General features: G+C 54.8%; 18 protein-coding genes. 7 read left to right on the top strand and 11 right to left on the bottom strand.

Annotated elements, in window-relative coordinates:
- Positions 1–5: 5 nt before the first annotated feature.
- Both QW772_00410 and glmM read right to left on the bottom strand, forming a co-directional pair.
- Complete coding sequence (locus tag QW772_00410) at positions 6–392, bottom strand: Trm112 family protein (GenBank protein MEM0037388.1); 387 nt, start codon at positions 390–392, stop codon at positions 6–8.
- Positions 389–1753 (bottom strand): phosphoglucosamine mutase, encoded by a 1365-nt coding sequence (glmM, locus tag QW772_00405; GenBank protein MEM0037387.1) that lies wholly within the window; start codon positions 1751–1753, stop codon positions 389–391. Before glmM ends, QW772_00410 begins: the two co-directional genes overlap by 4 nt.
- A gap of 76 nt (positions 1754–1829) precedes the next feature.
- On the opposite strand from glmM, the gene QW772_00400 reads away from it, so the two are divergent.
- The 5 genes from QW772_00400 to QW772_00380 are packed head-to-tail and all read left to right on the top strand — an operon-like array spanning position 1830 to position 6002.
- Positions 1830–2888: a DUF354 domain-containing protein gene (locus tag QW772_00400; protein ID MEM0037386.1), complete on the top strand. Its 1059-nt coding sequence runs from the start codon at positions 1830–1832 to the stop codon at positions 2886–2888.
- The gene (gene rnhB, locus QW772_00395; GenBank protein ID MEM0037385.1) at positions 2885–3556 is read left to right on the top strand and encodes a ribonuclease HII; all 672 of its coding nucleotides are present in this window, start codon (positions 2885–2887) and stop codon (positions 3554–3556) included. Before QW772_00400 ends, rnhB begins: the two co-directional genes overlap by 4 nt.
- A gap of 53 nt (positions 3557–3609) precedes the next feature.
- Entirely contained in the window at positions 3610–4803 is a 1194-nt protein-coding gene (locus tag QW772_00390; protein MEM0037384.1) for a GTPase, read from the top strand.
- 22 nt (positions 4804–4825) lie between these two features.
- Positions 4826–5686, top strand: a complete 861-nt coding sequence (locus QW772_00385; protein MEM0037383.1) for a hypothetical protein — start codon at positions 4826–4828, stop codon at positions 5684–5686.
- Positions 5670–6002, top strand: a complete 333-nt coding sequence (locus QW772_00380; GenBank protein ID MEM0037382.1) for a hypothetical protein — start codon at positions 5670–5672, stop codon at positions 6000–6002. Before QW772_00385 ends, QW772_00380 begins: the two co-directional genes overlap by 17 nt.
- Before the next feature lies 1 nt (position 6003).
- On the opposite strand, the gene QW772_00375 is transcribed toward QW772_00380, so the two are convergent.
- The 3 genes from QW772_00375 to QW772_00365 are packed head-to-tail and all read right to left on the bottom strand — an operon-like array spanning position 6004 to position 8206.
- Positions 6004–6369: an MGMT family protein gene (locus QW772_00375; protein MEM0037381.1), complete on the bottom strand. Its 366-nt coding sequence runs from the start codon at positions 6367–6369 to the stop codon at positions 6004–6006.
- Positions 6370–6378: 9 nt separating this feature from the next.
- A complete protein-coding gene (locus QW772_00370; protein ID MEM0037380.1) occupies positions 6379–6597 on the bottom strand; it encodes a hypothetical protein in 219 nt (72 codons plus the stop codon).
- 25 nt (positions 6598–6622) lie between these two features.
- A complete protein-coding gene (locus QW772_00365; GenBank protein ID MEM0037379.1) occupies positions 6623–8206 on the bottom strand; it encodes a dihydropteroate synthase-like protein in 1584 nt (527 codons plus the stop codon).
- 70 nt (positions 8207–8276) lie between these two features.
- Between QW772_00365 and QW772_00360 the strand changes: the two genes are divergently transcribed.
- Positions 8277–8507, top strand: coding sequence for a hypothetical protein (locus QW772_00360; protein MEM0037378.1), 231 nt, complete (start codon positions 8277–8279; stop codon positions 8505–8507).
- Between the two features lie 382 nt (positions 8508–8889).
- On the opposite strand, the gene albA is transcribed toward QW772_00360, so the two are convergent.
- Positions 8890–9183, bottom strand: a complete 294-nt coding sequence (albA, locus tag QW772_00355; protein ID MEM0037377.1) for a DNA-binding protein Alba — start codon at positions 9181–9183, stop codon at positions 8890–8892.
- 645 nt (positions 9184–9828) lie between these two features.
- On the opposite strand from albA, the gene QW772_00350 reads away from it, so the two are divergent.
- Positions 9829–11493, top strand: coding sequence for a DEAD/DEAH box helicase (locus QW772_00350; protein MEM0037376.1), 1665 nt, complete (start codon positions 9829–9831; stop codon positions 11491–11493).
- Here the strand turns inward: QW772_00350 and QW772_00345 are convergent.
- From QW772_00345 to pstC, 5 genes are all read right to left on the bottom strand, one after another.
- Positions 11455–12198: a hypothetical protein gene (locus QW772_00345; protein MEM0037375.1), complete on the bottom strand. Its 744-nt coding sequence runs from the start codon at positions 12196–12198 to the stop codon at positions 11455–11457. The genes QW772_00350 and QW772_00345 overlap by 39 nt on opposite strands.
- 272 nt (positions 12199–12470) lie before the next feature.
- Positions 12471–13085 carry a PhoU domain-containing protein gene (locus tag QW772_00340; GenBank protein MEM0037374.1) on the bottom strand — a complete coding sequence of 205 codons (615 nt, stop codon included), beginning with the start codon at positions 13083–13085 and terminating at the stop codon, positions 12471–12473.
- A 2-nt stretch (positions 13086–13087) separates the two neighbouring features.
- Positions 13088–13843, bottom strand: coding sequence for a phosphate ABC transporter ATP-binding protein (locus QW772_00335; GenBank protein ID MEM0037373.1), 756 nt, complete (start codon positions 13841–13843; stop codon positions 13088–13090).
- Positions 13840–14694 (bottom strand): ABC transporter permease subunit, encoded by an 855-nt coding sequence (locus tag QW772_00330; protein MEM0037372.1) that lies wholly within the window; start codon positions 14692–14694, stop codon positions 13840–13842. The genes QW772_00335 and QW772_00330 overlap by 4 nt, the downstream gene beginning before the upstream one ends.
- Positions 14687–15619, bottom strand: coding sequence for a phosphate ABC transporter permease subunit PstC (gene pstC / locus QW772_00325; GenBank protein MEM0037371.1), 933 nt, complete (start codon positions 15617–15619; stop codon positions 14687–14689). The genes QW772_00330 and pstC overlap by 8 nt, the downstream gene beginning before the upstream one ends.
- Positions 15620–15634: the final 15 nt, after the last annotated feature.

Here is a 15634-nt window from a genome sequence, read left to right as displayed (position 1 = left end):
AGCCCTCACAGCTTCAGCATCTCACGGATTTCCTGAGGTAGGGTATCCTTGTATTTTTTGATGAACTCCTCCTCCTTAGCCCTCACTTTAGGATGTTGCCTCTTCGCGTCCGGATACATGAACGGGATCCCGTTGATTATCGGGTACCACCGGCCGCACTTCCCGCACACGAGAACGCCGTGCAGCACGTCCTCCCTAACGCATGAACTACAATCCAGGGAACTTGAGTCCACATCAGTGATGAGCTTCTCAACCCTCCCGCAGTAGTGATCGCAGAAGGGCTTGCTGACGGAGTATTCCTTCTCCTCGACCCTCGACTCCACCACGTAAAGTTTAAGGGGGAAGCCCTTACACATCGGACACGCGAGCAGGTTCAACAGGGGGTGTCTCATCCTAATACCTCACTAATAATTCCCAGGAGGTTCTTAAGAATCTCTTTAGCTAGCGCCTCCGTCTCCGCCTCCACGAAGACCCTGAGGAGTGGTTCAGTCCCCGAAGGTCTGACTAGGAACCAGAAGTTACTCCCAACAACCTTAACACCGTCCACGGTCACTGCCCTGTAGTCGCTGTAGTGCTGCAGAATTCTTGAAATCACTTCGTCTGAGAGGCCCCTATCCCTCAGCGGAACTTTAGTCTTGATCAGGTGCATCTTCGGGAGCGCGTCGTGGAGGGCCCCCAGCGGAAGTCCCTCAGCACTGAGTAACTCAAGCATCAACGCTGCGGACATCCCGCCGTCCCGGACGAGCTGATGTGGCGTGTACATGAAGCCCCCGTTCTCCTCAAACCCCGCCATAGCGCCCAAACTCTGCATGGTCCTAGCTATCACTATACTGCCGACCCTTACCCACGTGACCTCTATCCCGTACCTCCTCAAAACCTCCTCGATGATGGTGGAGGAAGACACCGCAGTCACGACCCGTTTAGGGGTCTCATCCCTTCTGTTGACGGCTATATGCCTACATAGGAGGGTCGCCGACCTGTCGCCGGGCACGTAGCGCCCTAGGTTGTCTATGAATATGGATCTGTCGGCGTCCCCGTCGTGAGCTACTGCGAAGTCCGCCCCGACGGACTTAGTGATTTCGACGAGATACCCCAGGTTCTCCTGGGTTGGTTCGGGCTCTCTGAAGGGTTGAGGGCTTAAATCACTGTTCACGGTTAAAGTCTTAACCCCCAAGCCCCTCAGTATGTGGGGTGTTGTGAGGGCGCCGACGTTGTTAGCAGCGTCAACCACCACCTTGAACCCTCTGCTCCTTACTCTATCTGAGTCAATCAGGCTTAGAACCCCCCTGACGTAGAACTCGTTAACGTCTTCCAGGCGCGTCCTCCTGTGGCTTAATTCCCTCCAAGGAGTGCGTCTGAACCTCCCCTCACTGAAGAGCCTCTCTATCTCCTCCTCCACCTCCCTAGGTGCTTCAATGCCGTCGTGAAGAACCACCTTAATGCCGCTGTACTGCGGCGGGTTGTGCGATGCCGTCACCATGACGCCGCCGTCGAACCCCCTTCTACTCACGTAGTATTGAAGCGCTGGGGTGGGCGTTAACCCAGCGTCGTAGACCCTCACACCGGCGGACGCCAGGGCGCCCGCCACTACGTCATGAATTAAGTCGCTGCCGGCTCTTGCATCCCTCCCGAGCAGTATCGACGAGCCCTTGCCGAAGTAAGACGCTATTGCTAAAGCGAGTCTGAGCACGAACTCAGGGGTCAGGTCCTCGTTTACAATCCCTCTGACGCCGTCCGTCCCGAACAGCCTCATGATCCTCACACCACCCTAAAACTAGGCAGTCACTCCACACTATAATATAGCTGGTTATCCCTATATAGTTTGGGTGATGAAGTTCAGGGTATGGATCGATGTCCTGACCTCCAAGCAGGCCACACTCTTCGGCTTCCTAGCCAGGGAGTTGCTGACAAGGGGTTATGAGGTGCTGGTCACCTGCAGGGACTACGAGTACACGGTGGGCGCCCTTAAGAGGGTAGGCCTGAACCCGGTCGTCGTCGGTAGGTATGTGGCTGGGAGCCCCTACGATAAGGTTTTGGGGGACGCTGACAGGCTCTTCGGCCTAACCGCGTACGTGGAGAGGTTCAGGCCGGACGTGCTGATCGCGTACCCGAACCCGCCGGCCGCCAGGCTCGCCTTCGGCGTGGGGATCAAGTACGTGGCAGTCACCGACTCCCCTCACGCCTACATACCCAGCAGGCTATCCCTGCCCCTAGCCGATGTGGTGATAGTGTCGGACTGCATACCTGAGGATGAGGTCAGGAGGTACATACTCAGAGACGCTGAGCTGGTTAGGTATGGCGGCGTTGATGAGGTGGCCTGGCTAATTAGAAGCAGGCCCGACGTAGAGTACGTCAAGTCATTAGGCCTGATGCCGGGTGAGTACGTCATCGTGAGGCCTCATGAGGCGCACGCGACCTACTACAGAGGGGTTAACGTGGCCTTCGATTTGGAAGAGTTCATTATCGAGGCACTCGGGAGGGGGTTGAAGGTGGTTTTCCTCCCTCGATACCCTGAACACGAGGAGCTGGCCAGGAAGATGGAGTCAATTGCAGGGGGAGGGGTGGTTCTGCTTCGGGGATCCTACGATGGAGTCAGCTTAGCCTTCCACGCTAGAGCCGTGGTCAGCGGGGGTTCGACGCTGGCCAGGGAGGCGGCCTTACTCAACACAGCAGGCATTACGTACTATCCGGGCGTCCTGCACGTTAACGAGTGCGTGAGGGCAAGGAACTACCCGCTGTTTAAGGTCTCTTCGACTAGGGAGGCGTTAGAGTTGGTTGATGGGCGGGGGTCCTTCGTGAAGGACGCCACGGAAGTCACGAAGAGACTCGCGGAGGACTTTGAGGATCTCATTGAAGTATGTCTTAAGGTGATCGAGGGGGGCGAATGAACCCTACGGAGACCCTAATCCTAGGTATAGATGAGGCCGGCCGCGGGCCCGTTATAGGGGACATGTTCGTCGCGTGTGTGGGCTTCAATGAGGGCGGTGAGGGAAGTCTTATAGGTTTGGGTGTGAAGGACAGTAAGCGCCTCAAACCGCGTGCAAGATCCGCCCTATTCCCCAGGATAGTTGAGGTGGCTAGGGTGGTGTTCGTCAGGAGATACAGTCCCGGACAAATAGATGCAGCCAACGTGAACGATTTATTCGTAAACGCAGTAACGTCGGCCGTTAAGTCCGCGTTTGAGGCGGGCTTCAAGGTAGGCAGGGTTTACGTTGACGCGCTCTCCTCCCCCAAACACAGGCTCAAGATCGTTGAGGGGCTGCCGTCGAGCGTGGAGTTGGTGTATGAGTTCGGAGCGGACAGGAAGTACCCGATAGTCGCCGCGGCATCAATAATCGCTAAATACCTGAGGGACGCCCACGTAAGGACCCTCCATGAGGTCTACGGAGATTTCGGGAGTGGCTACCCATCGGATCCGAGAACCATTAAGTGGTTAAGTGAGCACGCAGTACTTGAGGTCCCCATCGTTCGCAGGAGTTGGTCAACGCTCGCGAGGCTGGGTATGAAACCCGTTAGGAAGGATCAGGGGCTTCTGAAATGGCTTGGAAGCAAGTGACACCTTATTCAGGATTTAAGTTGTTGCATCCTTAAAGATTTATAGGAGGGAGCGTGCCGACTAACTTACCTGCCGAGGCCAAGGCTAAATGGGTTAAGTACCTGGAGGCGAGAACCACTGAGGAGAAGATAGAGGCCTTGGAGGAGTTCCTGTCCGCAGTGCCTAAGCATAAAGGTACTGAGAACCTGGTCGCTTGGTCTAGAAGGAAGCTCTCAGAACTCAGGAAGGAGCTTGAGGAGAGGAGGGTTAGGAGAGGGGGTGGGGGCCCTACATTCTTCATAGAGAAGGAGGGCGCGGCACAGGTCGTCGTCTTAGGTTTTCCGTCCTCCGGCAAGAGCTCAGTGCTCAGAGCCTTAACCAACGCCAAGCCTGAAGTGGGTCAAATACCCTTCACAACTAAGTTCCCCGTCCCCGGCATGATGTCCTTCGAGGATGTTCAGATTCAGCTAATTGACACCCCGGCCTTCGTGGAGGGGGTGTCGAAGGGAGGCATAGGGTGGGGAACCAGGCTATTGGGGCTGGCTAGAAACGCTGACGGACTGCTTCTCGTCCTGGATACCTCAAACAACCCTCGTCGACAGCTGGAGATCATGCTCGATGAGTTGGGGGGCGTCGGCATTCACTTAATGAAGCCCAGGGGGCAGGTCCACATAGTTAGGGGTAGAGGTCTTCAGGGCGTCAGAGTGGTCGTGAACGGGAGGCTAGTTGGTTGCACTGCCGACGAAGTCAGGAAGCTCCTCGAGAGTTACAGGCTCTACAACTCTGAAGTCAGGGTGGTGGGTGAGGTAACCCTTGACGAGATCGAGAAAGCCATTTTCGAAAGGATAACATATAAGCCGTCATTGATACTCCTAAACAAGATCGACCTTCTGACCGGCGGGCAGGTCGCCAGCGCCGTGGAGTCGATTAGAGGTATGATACCGGGTGTTGAGGTCGTGCCGGTCTCGGCGTTGAGGGGTGAGGGCTTCGAGCAGGTTCCACGCATGGTCTTCAGAATGCTGAACTTGATAAGGGTGTACACTAAGGAGCCGAACTCCGAGACCCACTCCCCGAAGCCGATGGTGCTTAGGGAGGGCGCCACGGTGGAGGACGCGGTGAAGGAGATACGTGAGGAGTTCATGAAGTTCTTCAAATACGCTAGGCTGTGGGGCCCTTCAGCCAAGTTCCCCGGGGAGAAGGTCGGGCTTACGCATAAGCTGATGGACGGGGACGTCATTGAAATAAGGACCACGATTAAAGGTATTTAGCGGGCAGTTGGTGATAGGCAGGATGGTTAAGAAGAGGGGGAAGGGCAAAGGCGCTAAGACTGGGGAGGGTGAGGGAAAGCCTGGAGAGACGGAGGTGCAGGAAGCCGTTAAGGGGGGTGGTAAGGAGAGGAAGTCCGCCCGCAGGAGTGTTGACGTGGATGCGTGGGTTGAGGAGAACGTGGATGAGTTCGTGGCGTTAGCAGGGCTGACCTCATTAGGTCTAAGCAGGGATCAGTATATAGACCTGCTTCGTGACATACTGACTCAACTCTACGGCTCCCCGACCACCTACACGAGCGTTGAGACCGTGGTCAAGAGGTACAGCAGGCATAAGGACGGGATAAACGAGATTGTAGCTAACAGGCTTGTGCAGATGTTGGAGACCCTGACGCCCGAGCAGCTGGACTTCGTAGTCCTCAGCGTTAAGGATTCGGCACTGATTGTTGCGCCGAGAATCTACCATCAGCTCGTGAGGAACGGTAGGGAAGACCTAATCGAGGTCCTTAGGATTAAGTGGTTTAAAGCCTGGCTCGCCAGGAGGTACAGGTCACCCCCACTAATCTGCCCCGTATGCAACTTCAACTCCTTAATGCCCGACCTGACCTGCGCTGTTTGCGGGGCTACGGTCAGTGAGCGACGGCTGAAGAGGGATGTGAACTTCGAGAGGATGTTGAGGGAGTATGTTAGTGAGTTATCGTGCAGCGATTTGAAGGAACTGCTTAACTACGACACCATACTGCTTAGTAGTGAGGGGCTAAAACACCCGGCCCTAGTCAGAGGTCCTGTGGATGTCGAGGTATATTTATCCCTTGCAGAGAAGAGATTAATTAGGGATATGTACACAAGTAGGTGTAGGTCCTCAGGCGATGAAAGTCCTAGATGACTTGAAGAGCTTGATGGAGCTGGTCTACAGCAACGAGGTGGTGTTAGTAGCGATTCTCGGCCCGAACTTCCAGAGGACGCAGTCAATACACAGGATCTTAAGAAGGCTGGAGGAGAGGTCTAGGGGACTGGTGCTGACGGCAGTGCTCCACGTTGATGACGCCGGCGACGAGAACGTAACCATATCCCTATTCTTTAGAGGCGTGGAGGTAGTCAGGCAGAACAGCATGTTCGGAAGTGAGAAGAGAGATTATGAGGTGCTCAAGTGGACCATCTCACACGTTCTAAACAGCAGGGGGGTTGAGACCCCCTTCTGAATCACTCGAGCAACTTAATGAAGTGCTCCGCACCCACCCTACCGCCGGTGATGGTGACGCCCTCCAAAAGCAAGAGCCTCTCCTTGAACCTCGGGCTCGATCTGCCGTTAAGCGTGTAGCCACCCAAGCGCCCGTCTTCGTGCACCACCCTGTGGCATGGAACCAATATAGGCTCGTCATTGCCTCTGAGGACGTTAGCCACGCTCCTCGGATGTGATTTGAGGACCCTGGCTAGGCGTGAGTAGCTCACCACCCTCCCTGACGGAATTATCGTGAGCAGTATTTTGACCGCCTCTCTAAAACATTCTCGGGAGATATGCGCGCTCACACCCCCTTCAAGATCTTCATCAACACACAACAGTTTCAAAAAACTCACTTACCGAGACTTCTCAGCGAGCTTCGCGGAGGTTATGGTTATCCTGCCGTTCTCCTCATCCCTCTCAAGTACGAAGTCAACCCCCCACCTCTCAACCATACTTTTAGGGATGTAGAGGTTTAGAGGGAGCGTGTAGTACTCGTACTGGTAGATCTTATCCTTAACAACCTTCTTACCGACTATCCTCCTTGCAGTGACCTTCCTTCGGCGTACAGACATTCCATGTCACACTCAAGAATAACTGTCAAGTGTCTTTATAAGGATAACGCCTACCGGCGTCGAGTGGGGGGTACGGGATCTTAAACAACTCCTCATCCTGGACGTAGGACTTACCCAGCTTCAACGCCGTCTCAGCCTTGCACAGCTCGTACCCGAGGTAGAGGGCGTGCTCCATGCTTACGCCCCACTCCCTCGTCAAGGCCCTGCCCACGTCAAGGGCCCCCCTACCTACGTACCTTCTGAGGAGGCTGTTACTACTCCTCTCATACACATCCACGACTATGAGCTCACGCTCTCTGTCGACGTACACCTTCAGGTAGTAAAGCGGGTCCGGACTGAGGGACGTTACCTCACTGACTTCACGCGTTAAACCTTCACTGACTTGAGGTGGTTGCACGTTGAGGTCCCTCTTATCCTTCACTATCAGGAGGTCCACACCCTGATTCACTGGAGGGGACTTCTTTATGTAGGACCTGTAAACCAGCTCCCTGCTGACCGACACCTCAAGCGCGGCGTTACGTGTCTTAACGCTCGACTCGGTCACCAGCAATGAGGAGGCCCCTAACTCGAACCCCATGCTTGTGAGGAGGGCTATGACCCCCGGGGAGTCAGCGTCTATCAGTTCGTACACGTTAGCGGGGCTGAAGAGTATCGGGCGTTTGAGTTCTTTCTTGACCTCACGTATTTCAAGGAGGCTCTCAGTGAAGCCGAGCATGGGGGGCTTGGTCACTATATCGATTATCACATTCCTGATCCCAAGCGCCTCAAGGGTTTCGATAACTCCGCCGACGTCCCTGCTCGGCCTCACCCCCTCGTCGGCCCCGGCCGGTATGACCACCACTACCTGATCGCTTCTCAAGTACTTGACGACCGTGTCTAAACTCCTGCCTGAGACGTTGAGTATCAAATCACTTGAGTCAAGCAAGTCCTTAAGACCGCTTTGATGCACTGCCTCGTAGATCAAATCAATCCCGGCTAGGAGGTCCTGATCCCTAACTAAAGCTAAGGACCTCCGCACTGAGTCCAGATGCTCACACGTCACCCCACAACCCACAACCACACCCTCATACCCAAGTAGCTTCAGCCGTTCAAGCTTCCTTGACAACGCCGCCACGGAGTCGTTGCCGCCAACCATGTGTTCGTAGAGGAGGTTTAGGGGTGGCGGATCCATGGCGAACTTGACGTTCTTCACGGTGAACAGGGCCTCCCTACTACGTATTACGTGGCCTATCCTGCTGGAGTAGTAGTTGGTGAGGGATTCCTGGATAATGTTATCGGCGGGGACGTCCGGACTGAACTCGAACCCCCGGCTAAGCAGTCTAATCATCTCCGGGAGGTCGCCGAGGTACCTAGGCCCCTTAACCGCCTTCACCCCCACGGCCTTCTCAACCTCTCTGGCTGATCCCATGCTTAAGCCCGGGATTATAACTAGGTCGTAGCTTCCAAGCTCGCTACGTAGCCTCCCCAGCTCCTCAGATATGAGTCCGGTTGTAGCCATAGAGGCTACGGGCACGCTCAGCTCGAATATGCGGGGCTCAACCAGGCTCGAGACCTCCTTAAGCACCTCCTCAAGCATGGGTCTGGCGACCTTGGAGGTCGCTAGCAACACCTTCAAACACTCACACCCCAGCTTAAACCCAAAATATAAGTCTAGGTCATTATATTAGTGGGTGTGTGAGTTGACGGATGAGGTGATCGATATCCTAAGGCTCGAGGGACTGGCTATCAACGGCCTTGTCAAGGAGTTCAAGCTAGTTGAGTGCGAGAAGAGAGGCAATATGAGGATAAGTAAGCTCGTGGTCAAGCTAACTACAGGGGAGGAGTATGAGACTCCGTGCGATGAGTACCCAAGAATCTCACGAACCTACGTCCTCCTGAACAGCTACAGGAAATTCACGCAGACCGCTTAGGTGGGTTCAGCCCTGACGCAGATTTACATGACTGGCCTCACCACCGAGCCCCTCTCAGCGGTACTCAGGCGGTCAGCGGACTACCGTGAGCCCTGAGGGCAGGGTTGTTGATAGGTACGCAGAACCTGAAAACCGTCTCTAATCCGGAGACGGACGCTGACCTCTAGGTCGGGGGTTCACGGGAGCGTCGTCAGTGTCTAGCGTCTAACTCACCGGGTCGTTGGTAATACCTTTCATCATCATAAGTACTTAACCTTACCCCGTATTTAAGCTCTCCTACATAGGAGTACGGGCGTGCCTAAAAATTCATGCAGAAGGGAACTCAGCCGCGATTTTGTGACTTGCTTCCTTAAACTTTGGAAAAAAGCTCCTCTTACACGTCTTAGTCCTTCTTAGATATTACGATCTCTATTGTAGAGACTCTTGACTGCCTGCCTTCAGCGCTGGTGACTACCTGGCTGCCTATCCTTATGTCCCTCACTAAGACTTTGTCGGGCAGGAACCTGTTCCTCACGATCTCGACCGTGTCGACAGCCTTACCTATAGCCCTGCCTCTGGCCTTCACTATTATCTCCGGAACTCCCTGGTTGAGCAGGGTTAACGTCGCCAGCACGTAATTCATTACCGGCTTCTTACCCACCAAGACTACGTTGCTTGACATAGGTCCTTGAGACATTCACTCCACCTCTACTCTTGTTTTTATATCGTTATATTGTATACGCTCGCCCTTAAAAGTCTTTCGCTTCCGACGATTACACGGTTGGGTCTAAGCGAGGCCCGCAGTAATCTGGGGGAGGGGGTAGTGCAACACCCCTCGAGGCTCCTGCCTCGTGGGCTACCCCGAGCTATTTTCTTTCCGCTGTTCATGGGTTGCTGATGTCCTTCGTACTTCAAGGGAATGATTTATAAACTCTTACGTAAAGTGGGGATTTGGAGTGCGGATGAACTCGATGAGCACGGCGAGGGGGGCTCTGCCTGCACTCGGCCCCGCCGAGGAGGGCTGAGTGAAGCCCCGGGCAGCCGGGGTGGGGGGTGGGCAGGCTCCCGCAGGCGGGGCTGGGGAGGAGGTCGTTGAGAGGTAGGCCATGTGGAGGTTAAACACAAAGACACTGGAGACGGTGAAACGCCGCCGCCCGCCGGGAAATGGTAAGGTGGATTACGTGGCTCGTGAAGGCTGTGCATGGGGATCCACGCTCTTGAACTCGAGGGGGGTCCGTGGAGCCCCCCTGAAGCCGCACCATACATGGTGATGGGAGATATATGGTCGGGAGTGGAGGTAGAGGTATTGGGATGAGGGTGAACTCCCTCGGTAGGGGGTCCTGTGAGTTCTGAGGAGCTTGTTGTGAGGCATAGAGGCTGGTTGAGCGAGTCCGAGTTCAAGAGACTTCTCGATGTGGCTGAATACCTTGGTAGGGAGGGCGACGAGCTAGCATTCAGAATCTCTAAACATAAGGTAGTGAGTAAGAGGTTGAGCTTGGACGAAGTCCTCGGCATCCTCGATGAGGTCGGCGTGGGCTACGACGCTGAGTTCGTCGAGAAGCTCAAGAGGTTTTTCAACAGGTCCAGGGGATCGGTGACTCTAGTATTCAGCGGTGGCAAGGTGAGGGCCGCGTTCGAGAGGTATTTGGGCGACGTCTACCAGACACACCTGAAGGAGGTGCTCAGGTATGATAGGCTAAGCAAGTCTTTCTACACACATCCTATCAGGTATCACGAGCTGAAGAAAATACTGACGGGCCTGGGCTTCGGCCTCAACGATCTGACGGGCTTCAAGGACTCACTCCCCCTGCCCACCAAGGTGGGGTTTAAGGGGTCCCTCAGGGAGTATCAGTCGGAGGCCCTCAACGCCTGGCTGAACAACTCCGGACGCGGGATAATAGCACTGCCAACGGGGTCGGGCAAGACTCACATAGGGGTGGCCGCCCTGTCGAGGGTTGGTGAGGCAACCCTGATAATAACGTACACCAAAGAGCAGCTGATGCAGTGGGAGAAATTCCTCACGAGCCTCACGGACATGCCCCAGTCGCTGATAGGGCGGTACTACAGCAGGGAGAAGAGAATCCTCCCGATCACGTTAGCCACCTACCAGACAGCCTTCAAGTACATAGAGAAGCTGGCGCCGCACTTCAACATGCTGATAATAGATGAGGTTCACCACCTGCCGGCGGAGAAGTTCAAACACATAGCGGTCACGTCCCCGGCCAAGTATAGGCTCGGCCTCTCAGCAACGCCGTACAGGGAGGATGGAAAGCATGTGGAGCTCTTCCCGCTCATGGGCGGCGTCGTCTACTACAAGACCGCTCAAGAGCTGGCTGAGAAGGGGTTCCTGGCTAAGTTCAGGATCCAGACCATAAAGGTTGAGTTAAAGAGTGATGAGAAGAAGGAGTACGTACGTCTGAGGAAGGCCTTCCGCGAGCTAGCCGGGGGTCTGGACTTCAAGACCTTGGTTGAGCTGGCTAAGAGAGGCAACTTCAAAGCGGCTAGAGCGCTGGAGGTACACAGTGAGATGGTTAAGGTGCTCTCCATGAGCAGGTCTAAGATAGAGACGGTTAAGGAGATCGTGGAGCGTGAGCTGAGTGAGGGGAAGAAAATAATTATATTCGCGCATTACGTGGCTCTAGCGGAGGAGATAGCTAAGGAGACTGGGGCCTACCTGCTGACCGGCGAGCTGGAGGAGGGTAGAAGGCGGGCGATACTTGATCAATTCAGGAAGGTGGGTGGCGGCGCCCTGGTCGTCACTACGGTGGGCGACGAGGGTCTAGACATACCGGACGCTTCCGTGGGCATCCTGGTTGCCGGCACCGGTTCGAGGAGGCAGTTCATACAGAGGTTGGGGAGGCTCCTGAGGCCCCAGCCAGGCAAGGAGGCAGTGCTGTACGAGATAGTGGTTAAGGGGAGTAGTGAGGAGCTTCAAGCCAGGAGGAGGAAGACCATGAGCCTCGACGACCTAGCAGGTGTAGAGGACGGCCCTGATAAGAATCTCTAGGAAGAGATCCCTGTACCTGTCCTCCAGAATACCGTTGATCACTACAGACCTGTTTAGGGGGAGTTCCCCTAAGAGGACGTGCTCATCAACGCTGAGGAGCGGCTTCATGAGCAACCTCAACTTCGGCACGTCCTCAACGCTTAAGCAGTCCCTCACAGTCACCTCACGCGCAGGTAGCTCGAGGCCCGAGAGTATGTAGTGCGTGGTCCAGTAGCTCTTCAGATAGCCTCTGACACTCATTGGTTGGACGGATTTCAACGAGCGTGTGATCAGGACATGCCTGACGTTGATGAGCCTACTTAAGTACTCACTGGGTTCTAAGCCGCCCTCCGAGTCAAAAACGTCGCACAGGGACCCCTCCTGCGAGTCGCTCCGCAACATCCTCAAGAACTGCAGTTCCCCAATAGTGAATTCCCCGGAGAACCTAACGCCGTCCGACTCGATCACGTGCTTGGCCTCAGCCCAGGCATCCTCCTCAAGCACTAGGTCAGGCTCCCTACAACTTAAGGGACTCTCAGTGATTAACGACGCTGCAGGTATCCCCAACCTAAGCGTGATGCCCCTCACCCTGACCTGAGCGCTGAGGGGTTTCAGCAGGACGTAACTGGATTTCCTCACCCCCTCACCCAACATCTCCTCAACTACGCACGACTCGTCAAGGTACCTGCCCATTAAATAGACCTTACTGCCTCTCTCAACCCTCATCTGAGCACTCAAGTAGGTAATGCGATACGATGTTTTAATATTGCTGTTGAGACCTATCCCAGGGTTTCACCACGATGGGTCGCGGGCATTTGCAGCTCCTCAATGATTCATAGCCTCCTTGGATATCAGCAGGTACGTTGCATCCCACACGCGCGATGAGCTACGAAGCCCCGAGGAGGAGGTCGAGGACCCCCGCGGCCCGCCTGAGAGTCCTCCGGAAAGTGGAGGATGGAGGCGTGGAAGGGCGACGGGCATCATCTGCTGAGGAGCGGTCAACCATGGTAGGAAGCAATTCTTACCGCATGATCGACAATCCTCTCGACATGTCTTAAGATCAATATCCTAGCTACCGCAGGGTTCGGCAGTGTTTCCTTACCTCCTATCTCCTTAAGATAACTTAGATACAGGTTATCCACTACGTTGTCTATCTCCTGAACTTGCTCGAAACATGACTTACAGTCCTCGAACAACGCGTTGTAGGCGTTCTCATACGCTCTGCTAGCCAGCTCCAGCAACCCCCTCACATCTCCTAAGGACTCGTCGCTGAGTCTTCTCACATACCTATCGACGAGGGTTATCTCCCTGCAGTACCTGCTTATTCTGTATACGTCGTAGAGCGCGTCGAGGAATGCGTGAACCCTCCTGAAATCCCTCCCTAGCGGCTGATACCTGATGGCGTAGACCAGCAAAGCTTCGGTGATCTCCCTCTTTAGCATGTCAAGCAACGTGACGTCCTCCCCTATCTCCTCAGCGAGTCTCTCACGCGCTTCACCGCTCTTAACCTCGGTCAGGTCCTTGGTTTTACTGAGAATCTTAGAGGTTATTAGGTAGACATCCCTCAACTTACTCTCTATCCTTTTGAGGTCCCTTAGACTTGACTCGCTCATGATCAGATTACACCCCTCAAGAATTTATTCGTCACCTCATTCTTAGGATTCACGAAAACATCCCTGGCAGGTCCTTCCTCAACTATGACGCCGTCGTAGAGTAGGGCTACGTGGTCAGCGACCCTCACTGCCTGATGAGGCATGTGGGTCACCATAACTACGGTCAGCTCCTCCCTCAACTCCCTCAACGACTCCTCTATCATGAAAGTGTTTGACGGGTCTATATTAGCTGTAGGCTCGTCAAGCAACAGCACATCAGGTCTGGCGGCCAACGCCCTAGCCAGACAGAGCCTCTGTCTCTGACCCCCACTTAAGGAGTGCGGGTAGTCTTTAAGCCTGTTCTTCACCTCATCCCACAGCATGACCTTCCTTAATGCCCACTCAACGAGCTCGTTGAGTTCCCGCTTACTCTTCACGACGCCGTTGAGCCTGGCGGGGAGGGCTACGTTATCGAAGATCGTTAGATGTGGGAACGGGTTCGGCTCCTGAGAGACTAGGACGACCCTCCTCCTTAGTTCGTACGGGTTAATCGCGGACGTGTCACGACCCAACACCTTTATAGAACCCCTCACCTCAACACCGTCGATGAAGTCGGTCAGCCTGTTCAACGTTCTGAGCAAGGTCGACTTCCCCGAGCCGCTGGGCCCCATAATGACTAGGATGGTGTTCCTGCGGACCCTGAGGTTTACGTCACGCAGTACCTCAACCCCCTTAATCCTAACCTTAAGATTACTCACCTCTATGGCGTATGGATTCATAGTCTAACGCCTCTGAGCAGACCTCTCGTAAGCGAGAAGAGGGTTAAGTATATGACTATGAGGAGGAGGGTAGCCCCCCAGGCAACTCTGTGAAAGACCTCATATGGTGAGAGGGCGTAAGCGAATATCAGGACCGGCAGGGAATTACTTGGTTGGAGAAGCCCCGCAAACACGGAGTTCATCAGGAAGCCCATGGTGAATAGGAGCGGCGCCGTGTCACCGAAGGCTCTTACGCATGACATCAGGACTCCCGTGAGTATGTACTTCCTGGAGACACCCACGTAGACGTGCCTCAAAGCCTGAAACCTGCTCATACCTAGAGACATGGCCGCCTCACGCACGGTCTCAGGCACAGACCTCATGGCGGATGTGAAGTACACGTAGGTGTATGGTAGGACGACTATAGCCAGTGAGAGGGACCCCGCGAGGAGCGATTGGGTACCCATCCGAACAACGACGACGGAGTAGACGAACATAGACACTATGAGTGAGGGTATTCCGGAGAAAGACCTCACGACCACCTCGAAGGCCTTGCTGAAGATGCTGTTCGGGAACTCGGTCACTAGGAACGCCGTCAGGAAGGCTACAGGGCCTGAAATGATGATGGCTAAGGATGTTGCAAGCACGGAACCCAGGAGGGCGGGCGCTACACCGCCCACGCTAGAGCTTAAAGGCGTGGGGGGTAGCTCCATGAGGAAATTCACCCCTGCCTCAAGGAGGGTTCTGCCGCCCTCAACTATCGCTGCGTGAAGTATGGAGGCTAGCGGGATTACCGCCAGCGCTGAAGTCAGGAGCGTCAGGGACGTCATCAAGTAATTCTTTAACTTCCTTGCGAGGAGGTTTCTAGACATGTATTCTCCCCCTCCACGTGTAGATCATTTTAATCCCGACGTAGCTGACCCCTAGACTCACCGCGAGCAGTAGGGAGCCGCCGGCGAACAGAGTTGGTAGGGCGTAGGTATAGAGTCTAGCACTCTCGAATTGACTGGCTATCAGTGAGGGTATCGTGTGTGTCGGGTCGAAGATGCATAAGGTAGGCTTAACGGCATTTCCTATCGTCAAAGCCACTATGGTCGTCTCGCCCAACGCCCTGCTAAAGCCCAGTAGGGAGGAGGCAATCACGTAGGGCCTGAGTAGCCCAAGTAACAGTTTGAAGACTTCATACCTGGTAGCCCCTAAAGAGAGAATCCCCTCCTTATACTTCGCCGGTATCATTCCATACCCCTCTATGAGGAGGGCGGTGACGTAGGGAGTGGTTGCGGTGGCCAGGACTATGGAGGCGGTCAGCACTGAGTAGCCGGTTATCGGTCTGCAGGAGAAGATAGGTAGGAATCCTAGGTAATTGTGTAACGGCTTCATCACCGAGTCCCTGAGGTAAGGGCTCAACACTAAGGAACCCCATAAGCCGTAAACCACTGTGGGCAGTCCCCCCATGACTTCCACAACGTTCCGCAGGAGTCCCGCCACATGCCTAGGCAGTATCTCGGTGGTGCTGAACGTGAGCGCCACTGATAGCGGGAGCGCAAATAGAGTGGCCAGAGCGGACACGTACAGAGAGCCGAGAAAGGGGGCGGCCAGCCCGTAGACCTCACGCCCAGGATCCTCCGCAGGACTCCACACGCTCGAGACAAGTAAGTCGACGCCGAACCGCATGAAGGAGGGTAGGGCTTGATGTAACATGAAAAAACCCACCGTTATGAAGAAGCCCAGAACTCCGATCACCAACGGCAGGATTGAGTAGAAGACCACCTTATCGGATTTAGGCAGAAAAATCACCTTACTACCACCTAA

Origin of the sequence: Zestosphaera sp. (assembly GCA_038727705.1) — an archaeon.
Lineage (GTDB): Archaea > Thermoproteota > Thermoprotei_A > Sulfolobales > NBVN01 > Zestomicrobium.
The sequence above is the reverse complement of the archived record's forward strand: the minus strand, read 5'-3'. Positions and strand labels throughout refer to the sequence as shown.